Origin of the sequence: Paraburkholderia rhynchosiae (assembly GCF_002879865.1) — a bacterium.
Taxonomy (GTDB): domain Bacteria; phylum Pseudomonadota; class Gammaproteobacteria; order Burkholderiales; family Burkholderiaceae; genus Paraburkholderia; species Paraburkholderia rhynchosiae.
Map to the genome: position 1 here is coordinate 73,219 of NZ_PNXY01000008.1, position 13,119 is coordinate 86,337.

Sequence of the window (13,119 nt, forward strand, 5' to 3'; positions counted from 1 at the left end):
GATCGTTTGACAACGGACACCGGGCGGGAGATTTTCCCGAATTGACGCCGTGAGCCTGGCGCCCGTTCTAAAATGCTGCTCGCCGGCGGACAATGAACGCAGGCTCGACAATGCCGCGCTTATGGCCATCCACGAGCCATCCACGCCGGAGCGACTGAAAGGAAACCATCATGCAACACTATGGTCTCGCCAATGTCTGGCAGACCGGCGATTTCGTCACGCGCTCGATTCTGTGCGCCCTTTTTATCATGTCGATCCTGTCGTGGACGGTCATCGTCGTCAAGTGCTGGAACGTCATGCGGATCAAGCGTGTGACCGCCCGGACCGATGCGCGGTTCTGGCAAGCGGCTAGCTTCGAAGACGGACTGATAGGCCTGGGTAGCCTTGAGAGCTTAAGTGGACAGCAATCCGCTGCGGCTCTGCGCGACAATCCGCTTCTCGCGCTTGCGATGGCCGCCGCCGAGGCCGCGGATCACCATCGGCAAACCAGGCCGCATCTGCAAGACCGCATCGACGTATCGGACTTGATCACCCGCCGTCTACAGAACACGATGGACGACACCATCGCTCACATGCAAAGCGGCCTCGCGGTGCTGGCGTCGATCGGCAGCACCGCGCCGTTCGTCGGGCTCTTCGGCACCGTGTGGGGTATTTACCATGCGCTCGTCATGATCGGCGAGACGGGCCAGACATCCATCGATCATGTTGCCGGACCGGTCGGCGAATCGCTGATCATGACAGCGTTCGGCCTCTTCGTCGCCATACCGGCGGTGCTTGGATACAACGGCCTGACCCGCGCGAACAAGTCGATCGTGACGCGGCTCAGGCGTTTCGCGCACGGGCTGCATGCGTACTTCGTGACGGGTTTGCAACTGCCGTCGCATGAAGGCATAGCGAGTCGCTCCACCAGTGCGCCGTTCGAGCAGCACATGCCCGCGGAGAACCCTTAAACGATGTCTTATCGGCATTCAAAGAATGTCTGAATTCAAATCGGCCTTCCGCTCCGCTATCGTGACTGCGTAGGCGGCGGCGAGCAATACGCCGGCTCCGCATAACATGGAGAGGACCGGCCCATGCAAGCCCTGATCTTCGATGTCGACGGCACACTTGCCGATACGGAAACCGCGCATCTGCACGCATTCAATGCGGCTTTCGCGGAGGCGGGCCTCGACTGGTACTGGGACGAGGCGCTCTACACGCATCTTCTGAAAGTGGCGGGCGGCAAGGAGCGTCTGCTGCATTACTGGCGCATCGCTGATCCGGAAGAAGCTGAGGGCTCGAGTGTAAGCAGCGTGATAGACGCGGTGCACGCGATCAAAACCCGTCATTACGCTGCGCGCGTGCGCGACGGCGGTTTGCCCTTGCGGCCCGGCATCGCGCGCCTGATCTCGGAAGCCGAAGCAGCGTCGATTCCGGTGGCGATCGCGACGACCACCACGCCCGCGAATCTCGACGCATTGCTGCAAGCGCCCTTCGGCCCTGACTGGCGTAACCGCTTTGCCGCCATCTGCGACGCGGGCACGACCCAGGCAAAGAAGCCCTCACCCGATGTCTATCTCGACGTGCTTCGGCAACTCGGCCTGAAAGGCGCAGACTGCGTTGCATTCGAAGACTCCGTCAATGGTCTGCGCGCGGCACGAGCGGCGTTCGTGCCGACTGTCGTGACGCCGACCGCGTATTCGTCGCAGGATCGCTTTGAAGGCGCGTTGGCCGTGCTGCCTCATCTCGGCGATCCGCATACGCCGATCCCTTCGACTGATGCGGATCAACAACCCGCGTGGGTGGATCTGGCCACGTTGCGTCGCTGGCATCGCAATGCGCTGAATGAGACAGCAGCCGTATGAGCAAGCAGCCATCTTTTGCAGCGCAAATGCAACCGCAAATGCAAACACGAGCCGTGCTGATCGACCTCGACGGTACGATGATTCATACCGCGCCGGATATCGTCGAAGCGGCCAGCCGCATGCTCGCCGAGTTCGGTGCGCCGCCATTGCCGTTCGGCACGGTCAGCGGCTTTATCGGCAAGGGCGTGCCCAACCTCGTTCGCCGCACGCTCGAAGCAGCCGAGTTGGATCGGCGAGTCGATGTGAGCGAAGCGTTGGCGGTGTTTCATCGACACTATGAAGAGACAAATGGTTGCATCGGTCACGTCTTTCCGTACGTGGTCACGGGTCTCGCCGAGTTGCGACGGCTCGGATACCGGCTTGCGTGCGTCACCAACAAACCCGAAGCGCTGGCCGCGCCGCTGCTGCTTATGACAGGGCTTGCCAGTTATCTGGACGTGCTGGTCGCAGGGGATTCGATCGACAGCATGAAGCCTGCTCCCGAACCGCTATGGCACGCTTGCCGATTGCTCGGCGTGGATGCGGAATGCAGCGTGCTGGTTGGTGATTCGCCGGTCGATGTCACGGCAGCAAAAGCGGCGGGCCTCCCGGTGTTTATCGTGAGTTATGGCTATGGCGGACCGGACGGCGCAGCGGCATTGCAATGCGATGCGCTGATCGATTCGCTTGGCGAAATGCCGGCACTGCTCGCGGCCCGTGATGATAAATTGCGCGTCTCGTAGAAGCCCCATTGCTGCGCGAACGACCGAATACCAGGCCGAAAAATCGCGCCGATTACAAAAGATTGCGCCCAGAACACACCGCGTCAGGCCACTGGGCACGCCAACACGGATGGCCCATTTCATCGCGAATGCTAGCTCTCCCACATACCGGAGCGCTTTGCCCTGGTCATACTGACAACTCAGGCGCGCGCGCGAAAGGAGGTCGCCATGTCGGTCTATGTGGATGAAGGATTCCGGCCCTGTGTCACCGAGTGCGCAACGGTCGCGTTCAGGGTGTACTGCGATGATCGCGCGCAGATTTTCGAAGTCAGCGCCGACGCGCTAATCGCCTATTGCGGAGCGGCAAGTGCGCGCAAAACGGATTTGCTCGCCGCGTTCGAAGACGCGCAACTCGAAATCCTGACGGTGGCGGCGCGAAAATGGACATTCAGGCCGACCGAAGCGGTGCGGCTCGGCGTCGACGAGTTCCGTATGATCAGACACTGAGTCTGCAAATAACTATGCAAGAATCGCGTCATGACCTGGATCGCCGCGCTGCCGATGTACAACGTCACACCTTCGCTCGAATTCGAATGGCGCGAGTGGCTCGCTGACGTGCTGCGCATGGTGAAGCCGGCGTGCCGCATCGTCGAGCCGGACGAAGAATTGCACGGCTTCTGGCGGCGTCCCAATCTGCTCATTTCGCAAACGTGCGGCTATCCGTTGATGCACGGCTTGCGCGAACAGGTGCAGTTGATCGCGACGCCGCGCTTCGACGCGCCCGGCTGCGAAGGCGCACATTACGCCAGCGTGCTGGTCACGCGTGCGGATGCACCGTTCGACACGCTCGCGTCGTGCCGCGGCGCACGCGCCGCCTACAATCAGGACGATTCGAATAGCGGCATGAACGCGCTTCGCCACGCGGTCGCGCCGCACTCGCAGGAGGGCGCGTTTTTTCGCGCTGTCGTGCGCACCGGTTCGCATCTGGGATCGTTGCAGGCGGTGGCAGACAATCGCGCGGACGTCGCCGCGATAGATTGCGTGACGTTCGCTTTTGTCTGCGATGAAATACCGGAACTGGCGCGGCGAGTTCGCCGCATCGGCATGACAGCGGCGTCACCGGGCTTGCCTTTGATTGCATCGGACACAGTGCCCGCTGCAACCGTCGAAGCCTTGCGCGAGGCGCTGAACGAAGCACTCGCACTGCGTCCGGAGCGCGCAAAACGCCTGCGTTTGCAGGGCTTTTCCGCATTACCGCTCGACGATTACGACCGCATCGCGCAACTGGAAAGCGAGGCGCGCGCAGTCGGCTATACGCGGCTCGGCTAAGGCATTGCTGATGTTTTTGCGAAGCCGGAAAGCTCGTGCCGCCCGTGCCTATTGCACGTCCAGCACCAGAAGCTGCGCTCCGTCGGCGACCTGATCGCCAACCGCATACAGCACTTCGGTTACCGTGCCTGCTGCCGGCGCGCCGATGGTGTGCTCCATCTTCATTGCTTCCATCACGATCAGCGGCGTACCCTTCTCCACCACCGTGCCCGGTTCGACCAGCACCGCGATCACCTTGCCGGGCATCGGCGCGGTCAGACGGCCTTCGCCGCCCTCGGCATCGGCGGCATGCGCGAGCAGGTTTTGCCACTCGAACGCAAGCGCATGACCGAGGCAAAACACATGAAACGTATCGCCGTCGACAAACACGCGGCCCGTGGCGCGCGCATCGCCTATCGTCGCCCGGTATTCATGCAAGCCGGAGCCATTCGACCACGTGAACTGCTCGCGCACGCCGTCGTGTTCGAGCGTTTGCGTGCCGCCGTCACGCGCGAACGTGACCATGAATACGCTGTCTTTTTCCCCGCTGTTGTGAATAGTGAGCCAGCCGAGCGTCTGCGTATAGCCGCCGTTCAGACGCCAGTGCGATAACGCATCCCACGGCGATGCGCCGTGCGCGGTACCGCCCTCGCGCGTGAGCAGCGCGGCGCACGCAAGCGCGAGCGCTTCCTTGAACGGCTGCTTCACCGGCGCGAATAACGCATCGTGATGCCGCTCGATCAGGCCAGTGTCGAGGTCGCCCGTCGCAAACGGCTCGCTCGCGACAATGCGTTGCAGAAACTCGACGTTGGTATGCGGGCCGACCACCTCGCACGCGTGCAGCGCGCGGCTCATTCGCGCGAGCGCTTCTTCGCGCGTGGCGCCGTGCACGATTAGCTTCGCGATCATCGGGTCGTAGAACGGCGTGATGGTGTCGCCTTCACGCACGCCGCTGTCGATCCGCACCGGCGCCTTGCGGCCAGGCTCGCCGAGGCCAGCGGCATCGATAACGAATTCCACGCCCTCAGGCATGCGCAAATGCTTCAGCGTCCCCGTCGACGGCAAGAAGCCGCGCGCCGGATGTTCGGCATAGATTCTCGCCTCGATCGCGTGGCCGTCGATCTTTAGCTGCTCCTGCGTGAGCGGCAGCGGTTCGTCGGCGGCCACGCGCAGTTGCCATTCCACCAGGTCCTGGCCTGTAATCATCTCCGTGACGGGATGCTCGACTTGCAGGCGCGTGTTCATCTCCATGAAGTAGAACTCGCCCGTTGCCGTCATGATGAACTCGACCGTGCCCGCGCCGACATAGTTCACCGCGCGCGCCGCGGCGACTGCCGCCTCGCCCATTTCGCGCTTGATTTCCGCGGACAATCCCGGCGCGGGCGCTTCTTCCAACACCTTCTGGTGACGGCGCTGCACCGAGCAATCGCGGTCGAACAGATAAACCGCGCCGCCGTGACGATCCGCGAAAACCTGCACTTCCACGTGACGCGGCCGCGTCAGATACTTTTCGATCAGCACGCGATCGTTGCCGAAGCTGCTCGCCGCTTCGCGCTTGCATGACGCCAGCGCCGCCGGAAAGTCTTCGCTGCGCTCGACCACACGCATGCCCTTGCCGCCGCCGCCCGCGCTCGCCTTCAGCAGAACCGGATAGCCGATCGCATCGGCTTCATGATGCAATAGTTCGGTGTTCTGATCGTCGCCGTGATAACCGGGCACGAGCGGCACGGCCGCCGCATGCATCAACGCCTTCGCGGCGGCTTTCGAGCCCATCGCTGCGATCGCTTCGACCGGCGGTCCGATGAATACGATGCCCGCGGCTTCGCACGCATGCGCAAAGTCCTCGTTCTCCGACAAGAAACCATAGCCGGGATGCACTGCCTGTGCGCCGGTTGCACGCGCGGCTTCGATAATGCGCTCCACGCGCAGATAGCTTTCCGCCGCGGTCGAGCCGCCGATATGCACGGCTTCATCGCACGCGCTCACATGCTTTGCGTTGGCATCCGCATCGGAATAGACGGCCACGCTCGCGATGCCGAGCCGCTTGCAGGTGGCGGCGACGCGGCACGCAATTTCGCCCCGGTTGGCAATCAGGATCTTGTTGAACATGAGTTGTCTCGATCTCGGGATATTCTTCTGATAAAGGCCTGGGTGCCTCGAAAAGTAATGCGCAAGCCGCGCGTTCAGCTATTTCAGTTGCGCCAGGCCGCCGTACGTTTTTCGAGGAACGATGCGACGCCTTCGCGGCCTTCCGCTCCGGCTCGCGTATGCGCAATGCGCGCGGCCGTGTCTTCGATCAACGCATCGTTCAACTCGCGGCCTGCGACGTCCTGCACGAGCTGCTTGCAGGCGCGCACCGCTTGCGGACCATTTGCGCAGAGCGTTTGCGCGATCTGCTGCACGGTGGCGTCCAGTTGCTCCGCGCTGACCGCTTCACTGACGAGCCCAAGGCGTAGCGCGGTCGCGCAGTCGAATTGTTCGGCGGTTACGAAATAGCGGCGCGACGCCTGCTCACCCAACGCGCGAATCACATATGGCGCGATGGTCGCCGGGATCAGACCCAGACGCGCCTCGGAGAGACAGAAGCGTGCGCTTTCCACCGCCACCACGATGTCGCATGCCGAGATCAGGCCCATGCCGCCCGCGTATGCGTCGCCGCTTACGCGTGCGATCACCGGCTTGTTGCAGCGATAGATGGACGACAGCATGTTCGCGAGCAACATCGCGTCGGCGCGGTTCTCGTCGTCCGAGTAGGCGGCCATCTTCTTCATCCAGTTCAGATCGGCGCCCGCGCAAAAGGACTTGCCATTCGCGGCGAGCACGACCGCGCGCACGTCGTCGCGTGTGTTCAGCGCTGTGAAGGCCGCGGTGATGTCGGCGATCATCGTTTCGTTGAACGCATTGCGCACCTCCGGGCGATTCAGCGTGACCGTGGCGACGTACCCTGCGATTTCAACGTTCAGTGTTTGGTATTGCATCGTGGCGGCTCCCATGTGTCGCGCGCGCTCACATCCGGAACACGCCGAAACGCGTGTCTTCGATCGGCGCATTCATCGCGGCCGACAAACCGAGACCGAGCACGTCGCGTGTTTGCGCCGGATCGATCACGCCGTCGTCCCACAGACGCGCGCTTGCATAGTACGGATGGCCCTGATGTTCGTATTGCTCGCGAATCGGCTGTTTGAAGACCTCTTCTTCCTCGACGCTCCATGAACCGCCCCTGCCTTCGATACCGTCGCGCCTGACCGTGGCCAGCACCGACGCGGCCTGTTCGCCGCCCATCACCGAGATCCGCGCGTTCGGCCACATCCACAGAAAACGCGGCGAAAATGCACGGCCGCACATGCCGTAATTGCCCGCACCGAACGAGCCGCCGATGATCACCGTGAACTTCGGCACCTTCGCCGTCGCGACTGCCGTCACCATTTTTGCGCCGTTGCGCGCAATGCCTTCGTTTTCGTATTTGCGGCCCACCATGAAGCCCGTGATGTTCTGCAGAAACACGAGCGGAATCTTGCGCTGGCAGCACAGTTCGATGAAGTGCGTGCCCTTCAACGCGGACTCCGAAAACAGAATGCCGTTGTTGGCAATGATGCCGACCGGATGTCCCCAGATATGCGCGAAGCCGCACACAAGCGTGGTGCCGTAGCGCGCCTTGAATTCGTCGAACGCCGAGTCATCGACGATACGCGCAATCACCTCGCGGATATCGAAGGGCTTCCTGGTATCCACAGGAATCACGCCGTACATGCTCTTCACGTCGTAACGCGGTGGCTTCGGCTCCTGCAACATGACCGGCACATGCTTCGTGCGATTCAGGTTGCCGACGATGCTGCGGGCAATCGCGAGCGCATGCGCATCGTTCTGCGCGAGATGATCGACCACGCCGGACAGACGCGTATGCACGTCGCCGCCGCCGAGGTCTTCCGCGCTGACCACTTCGCCGGTTGCGGCTTTCACGAGCGGCGGGCCGCCGAGAAAAATCGTCCCCTGATTCTTCACTATGATCGATTCATCGCTCATGGCCGGCACATACGCGCCGCCCGCGGTGCACGAACCCATCACGACGGCGATCTGCGGAATGCCCGCCGCGGACAGATTCGCCTGGTTGTAGAAGATGCGGCCGAAGTGGTCACGGTCGGGGAATACGTCGTCCTGATTCGGCAAGTTGGCGCCGCCCGAGTCGACCAGATACACGCATGGCAAGCGGTTTTCCGCGGCGATTTCCTGCGCGCGCACGTGCTTTTTCACGGTGATCGGATAATAGGTGCCGCCCTTGACCGTCGCATCGTTGCAGACGATCACGCACTCCTGGCTCGCGATCCGGCCAATACCGGTGATCACGCCCGCGCCCGGTGCGTCGTCGTTGTACATGCCGTACGCCGCGAGTTGCGAGAACTCGAGGAACGGTGTGCCCGGATCGAGCAGCTTCTCGATGCGCTCGCGCGGCAGCAATTTGCCGCGGCCCGTATGCTTCTCGCGCGCCGCCTGCCCGCCGCCCAGCGCGAGCTTCTCGACCTTCATGCGAAGATCGGTAACCAGCGCTTCGAGCGCCGCTGCATTGGCGCGGAAGTCGTCGGAGCGCGGATTGAGCTTTGATTCGATGATCGGCATTGCGTGGCTTCTCCTGTCTTGATCGGAGTTGGCGTTTTAGCGCTTACGCGGTCTCGGCAAACAGCTCGCGGCCAATCAGCATGCGGCGGATTTCACTCGTGCCCGCGCCGATTTCATAGAGCTTCGCATCGCGCCACAGACGCCCAACCGGGTACTCGTTGATATAACCGTTGCCGCCGAGAATCTGGATCGCTTCGCCGGCCATCCATGTGGCTTTTTCGGCCGTGTACAGAATCACGCCCGCACAGTCCTTGCGAACCTGGCGTACGTGCCCCGTGCCGAGCGTATCCAGTTGGCGGCCGACCGCGTACAAATACGCGCGGCACGCCTGCAAAGTGGTGTACAGATCCGCGACCTTGCCTTGAATCAGCTGGAATTCGCCGATCGACTGGCCGAACTGCTTGCGGTCGTGGATATACGGAACGACTGCGTCCATCACCGCGACCATGATGCCAGTCGGACCGCCGGCAAGCACCGCGCGTTCGTAGTCGAGGCCGCTCATCAACACCTTCACGCCGCCGTTCAATTGACCAAGGATGTTCTCTTCCGGCACTTCGACGTCCTGGAACACGAGTTCGCCGGTATGCGAGCCGCGCATGCCCAGCTTGTCGAGCTTTTGCGCAACCGAGAAACCCTTCATGCCCTTTTCGACGATAAACGCGGTAATGCCGCGCGAATTCGCTTCGATGTCGGTCTTTGCGTAGACGACCAGCGTGTCGCAATCCGGTCCGTTGGTGATCCACATCTTCGTGCCGTTGAGCACATAGCGATCGCCCTTCTTATCGGCGCGCAGCTTCATGCTGACCACATCCGAGCCCGCATTCGGCTCGCTCATTGCCAGCGCGCCGACATGTTCGCCCGACACGAGTTTCGGCAAATACTTCTGCTTTTGCGCATCGGTACCGTTGCGATGAATCTGATTCACGCACAGATTCGAATGCGCGCCGTAAGAGAGACCGACCGACGCCGACGCGCGCGAGATCTCTTCCATTGCGACCATATGCGCCGTGTAACCCATGTTCGCGCCGCCGTATTCCTCCGAGACCGTCATGCCGAGCACGCCGAGATCGCCGAATTTGCGCCACAGGTCCATCGGGAATTGATCCGTACGATCGATCTCGGCGGCACGCGGCGCGATTTCTTTCGCTGCGAATCCCGCGATGCTGTCACGCAGCATTTCGATTTCTTCACCGAGCGGGAATTGCAAACCGGGCAGGTTACTCATTGCTGTGTCTCCAGAGTTCATTGGCGGCCGGCTAATGGATAGATGCCGGCGAATTCGCGCGCGGCTCAGCGGACGGCGGCGCCTTGTGAGCCTCGTCTCTCGTCCGCACGAGGCGCGATGTTCAAGGCGAATTTCACGCTACATTTACGTAAGCGTCAATAGGTATTTTTGAGTGCGACTCAGAAACCAGCTCCGTCGCTTCGCTCGCGCCCGTGCTGTGGTAGCATCAAGTGAATCGGGCTCCTTGAGCCGAACTCTTCCGAAAACTTGAATCTGACTCATATGACGGTTGTTCTCAAGGCCGAATTGCCGGCGTCGCGCCGCCAGCCAGCTGGGCGCAAGTCGCAGCAGCGCGTGAAAGAGATTCTTCAGGCGGGCCGCGACGTGTTCTCCGAAAAGGGCTACGAGCGCGCGACAACCGCCGAAATCGCTCAACGCCTGGGCATTTCCGAAGCCACCGTCTTCAGCTATTTCCGCGGCAAGCGCGAGTTGTGTGCCCGAGTCATTGGCGACTGGTACGACGAGATCATCGGCGCGATCGAATCCGGACTGCCGCGCGACGGCGCCGTGCGCCAGCAATTCGCGTTCATCGTGCGCACCCATTTGCGCCTGATGCTGGTGAACGGCACCGACCTTTGCGCGCTAGTGCTGTCCGAAGGACGCGCGCGGCATCATGAGTTAAGCGAGCCGCTGACCGAATTGCAGCGCCGCTACACCGCACCGTTGATGCGCGTCCTGGCTCAAGGCCAGCAAAGCGGCCAGATCCGCGCGGACATGCCTTTGCGCTTATTGCGTTCGATGGTGTTCGGGCCAATGGAGCACGTGTTGTGGGACGCGACGCTCGCGAACCGGCATATCGATATCGACGCGACCGCGGATCAGCTGATCGACGTGTTGTGGGCCGCATTGACGCCGCCAGATCTGGCGGTGAATGCATTGCAGCAGTTCAGGATGGAAGTCGCGGAAGCGAACCGGCGTTTTGAGGAGGCTGCGCGTCAAGCGGCGGCTGCCAGCGCTGCTCACGCGGCTACTCGCTCAGCCGACGAATCGGGCGGCGAATCGGGCGACGAATAGCGGTCTGGGTTTTGGTTCTTTCTGGTTCTCGTAGGTTCTGTCTCGCGCCTAAAAAAACGCTAATCTAGCGGTCTACCGGTAGCTGAAGCGCAGCCAAAAGGAGAACATCAGGTGGCAGATCCCAAGCCCGCAAAAGCCGCAAAGTCTTCAACGAGCGCAAGGACCACGAAAACATCCAAAGCCACCAACGTCAGGATCGGCATAGGCGGCTGGACGTATGCACCCTGGCGCGGCACCTTCTACCCGGAAGATCTCACGCAAAGCCGCGAACTCGAATACGCGAGCCGGCATCTCAGTTCAATAGAAATCAACGGCACGTTCTACGGTTTGCAAAAGCCGGCGAGCTATGAAAAGTGGTATCAGGAAACGCCGGACGATTTCGTCTTTTCGCTGAAAGCGCCGCGTTACGCGACCAACCGTAAAGTACTCGCCGACGCGGGCGAGACCATCGAGCGTTTCTTTGCGAGCGGCGTATTGCTGCTCAAACAAAAGCTCGGCCCGGTCAACTGGCAGTTCGCGCCGACCAAGAAGTTCGACAATGAAGACTTTGAAGCCTTCCTGAAGCTGCTGCCCGCGAGCATCGAAGGCGTGAAGCTGCGACACGCAATCGAGGTGCGCAACGACAGCTTCAAAACGCCCCAATTTGTCGCGCTGGCTCGCAAATACAAAGTCGCGGTCGTGCTGGCCGCCGACAGCGACTATCCGCAAATCGCCGACATCACCGCGCCGTTCGTATATGCGCGCATCATGGGCACAACCGATAAGCAGGCCAAAGGCTATTCGACGAAAGCACTCGACGCATGGGCCGAACGCGCGCGCCAACTAGCCGCGGGCACGATGCCGGATGATCTCGAAACCTGTGCCGAGCCGCCCGCGAAAGCCGCCGCGCGCGACGTTTATCTGTACGTGATCAGCGGCTTCAAGGAACGCAATCCGGCAGCGGCAATGGCATTGATCGAACGTCTCTGAGCAGCGCCGTTTCGGCTGCGGTACGCGAGTGTCATAATCCCGGCAGCGAACCCCACGCAACGACACCCACATTCAAGGCCGCGAGGCCAACCCACATCAAAAGTCCGGGAGAATATTTTGAGCGCCATCGACAATCCTTTGCACGACCAGGAAGTCGGCTCGGCCGACGCCACCCAGGACACGACGCGCATTGACGACGTTCGCATCGGCGCGGTACGTCCGTTGATCTCGCCTGCCTTGTTGCAGGACGAATTGCCCGTGCCGCTTGCGGTGCAATCGCTGGTGGAAAAAACCCGCGTGGAAATCGCCGACATTCTGCACGAGCGCGATGACCGGCTCGTGATGATCGTCGGCCCGTGCTCGATTCACGACCACGATCAGGCAATCGAGTACGCACACAAGCTCAAGACCGCCGCCGACACTTATAAGGACGATCTGCTAATCGTCATGCGCGTGTACTTCGAAAAGCCGCGCACCACCGTGGGCTGGAAAGGCTATATCAACGATCCGCGTCTGGACGGCAGTTTCCGCATCAATGAAGGCTTGCGTCTTGCGCGGCAATTGCTGCTCGACATCAACGGTCTGGGCTTGCCCACCGCCACCGAATTTCTCGACTTGCTGAGCCCGCAGTACATTGCCGATCTGATCGCGTGGGGCGCAATCGGTGCGCGCACAACAGAAAGCCAGAGTCATCGGCAACTGGCTTCGGGCCTCAGCTGTCCGATCGGTTTCAAGAACGGCACCGACGGCGGAGTGCAGATCGCTGCTGACGCTATCGTCGCAGCGCGGGCGAGCCATGCGTTCATGGGCATGACGAAGATGGGCATGGCCGCAATCTTCGAAACGCGCGGCAGCGACGACGCCCACGTAATTCTGCGCGGCGGCAAGAAAGGACCGAACTACGACAGCGCGTCGGTGACGGCAACCTGTGCGGCGCTCAAATCAGCGGCCCTGCGCGAACAGGTGATGATCGACTGCTCGCACGCGAACTCGGGCAAATCGCATTTGCGTCAACTTGATGTCGTGCAGGATCTGGCGCAGCAACTTTCCGCGCGCGAGCGGCGCATCATGGGCGTGATGCTTGAAAGTCATCTGGAAGAAGGCCGTCAGGATCTGAAGGCCGGAGAGCCGTTGCGTTACGGCGTGTCGATCACGGATGCCTGCGTGAGCTGGGCGCAAACCGAGCCGGTGCTGGAGACTCTCGCCGATGCAACCCGCAAGCGCCGCGCGGGCTGATCGCGGACACGGCTTCAATGCAACAGAGGCCATGCAGAGCCAAACCCGGCACACGCGCCGCGCCATCCGCCGATGGGTTCAGCTTACCGGGGCTGGGCAGCGCGTGATCTTCACACCCGAGGCATGGCTCGCGCCGCGCCATCGCAGC

Annotated in this window: 12 protein-coding genes; 8 read left to right on the top strand and 4 right to left on the bottom strand. The window is 61.7% G+C overall.

The features are described from left to right. Positions 1 to 170 precede the first annotated feature (170 nt). The 5 genes from C0Z16_RS13455 to C0Z16_RS13475 all read left to right on the top strand — a co-directional run bounded on the left by C0Z16_RS13455 (position 171) and on the right by C0Z16_RS13475 (position 3,874). Positions 171 to 950, top strand: coding sequence for a MotA/TolQ/ExbB proton channel family protein (locus tag C0Z16_RS13455; protein ID WP_102632652.1), 780 nt, complete (start codon positions 171 to 173; stop codon positions 948 to 950). Positions 951 to 1,073: 123 nt separating this feature from the next. Then, the gene (locus C0Z16_RS13460) at positions 1,074 to 1,844 is read left to right on the top strand and encodes an HAD family hydrolase (RefSeq protein ID WP_102632653.1); all 771 of its coding nucleotides are present in this window, start codon (positions 1,074 to 1,076) and stop codon (positions 1,842 to 1,844) included. A gap of 38 nt (positions 1,845 to 1,882) precedes the next feature. Then, the gene (gph, locus tag C0Z16_RS13465) at positions 1,883 to 2,566 is read left to right on the top strand and encodes a phosphoglycolate phosphatase (RefSeq protein WP_407070670.1); all 684 of its coding nucleotides are present in this window, start codon (positions 1,883 to 1,885) and stop codon (positions 2,564 to 2,566) included. 207 nt (positions 2,567 to 2,773) lie between these two features. Continuing rightward, positions 2,774 to 3,052: a DUF1488 family protein gene (locus tag C0Z16_RS13470; RefSeq protein ID WP_102632655.1), complete on the top strand. Its 279-nt coding sequence runs from the start codon at positions 2,774 to 2,776 to the stop codon at positions 3,050 to 3,052. Between the two features lie 30 nt (positions 3,053 to 3,082). Beyond that, positions 3,083 to 3,874 carry a phosphate/phosphite/phosphonate ABC transporter substrate-binding protein gene (locus C0Z16_RS13475; RefSeq protein WP_102632656.1) on the top strand — a complete coding sequence of 264 codons (792 nt, stop codon included), beginning with the start codon at positions 3,083 to 3,085 and terminating at the stop codon, positions 3,872 to 3,874. Between the two features lie 48 nt (positions 3,875 to 3,922). On the opposite strand, the gene C0Z16_RS13480 is transcribed toward C0Z16_RS13475, so the two are convergent. The 4 genes from C0Z16_RS13480 to C0Z16_RS13495 form a co-directional block, all read right to left on the bottom strand. Next, entirely contained in the window at positions 3,923 to 5,962 is a 2,040-nt protein-coding gene (locus C0Z16_RS13480) for an acetyl/propionyl/methylcrotonyl-CoA carboxylase subunit alpha (RefSeq protein WP_102632657.1), read from the bottom strand. 83 nt (positions 5,963 to 6,045) lie between these two features. After that, positions 6,046 to 6,831 carry an enoyl-CoA hydratase/isomerase family protein gene (locus C0Z16_RS13485; RefSeq protein ID WP_102632658.1) on the bottom strand — a complete coding sequence of 262 codons (786 nt, stop codon included), beginning with the start codon at positions 6,829 to 6,831 and terminating at the stop codon, positions 6,046 to 6,048. Positions 6,832 to 6,859: 28 nt separating this feature from the next. Continuing rightward, positions 6,860 to 8,467: a carboxyl transferase domain-containing protein gene (locus C0Z16_RS13490; protein WP_102632659.1), complete on the bottom strand. Its 1,608-nt coding sequence runs from the start codon at positions 8,465 to 8,467 to the stop codon at positions 6,860 to 6,862. Between the two features lie 43 nt (positions 8,468 to 8,510). After that, positions 8,511 to 9,692 (bottom strand): isovaleryl-CoA dehydrogenase, encoded by a 1,182-nt coding sequence (locus tag C0Z16_RS13495; protein ID WP_102632660.1) that lies wholly within the window; start codon positions 9,690 to 9,692, stop codon positions 8,511 to 8,513. 282 nt (positions 9,693 to 9,974) lie between these two features. On the opposite strand from C0Z16_RS13495, the gene C0Z16_RS13500 reads away from it, so the two are divergent. The 3 genes from C0Z16_RS13500 (at position 9,975) to C0Z16_RS13510 (ending at position 12,971) form a co-directional block, all read left to right on the top strand. After that, positions 9,975 to 10,766 carry a TetR/AcrR family transcriptional regulator gene (locus C0Z16_RS13500; protein ID WP_102632661.1) on the top strand — a complete coding sequence of 264 codons (792 nt, stop codon included), beginning with the start codon at positions 9,975 to 9,977 and terminating at the stop codon, positions 10,764 to 10,766. A 111-nt stretch (positions 10,767 to 10,877) separates the two neighbouring features. Beyond that, positions 10,878 to 11,735 (top strand): DUF72 domain-containing protein, encoded by an 858-nt coding sequence (locus tag C0Z16_RS13505; protein ID WP_175130671.1) that lies wholly within the window; start codon positions 10,878 to 10,880, stop codon positions 11,733 to 11,735. 117 nt (positions 11,736 to 11,852) lie between these two features. After that, a complete protein-coding gene (locus tag C0Z16_RS13510) occupies positions 11,853 to 12,971 on the top strand; it encodes a 3-deoxy-7-phosphoheptulonate synthase (RefSeq protein ID WP_102632662.1) in 1,119 nt (372 codons plus the stop codon). The last annotated feature ends 148 nt before the right edge of the window (positions 12,972 to 13,119 follow it).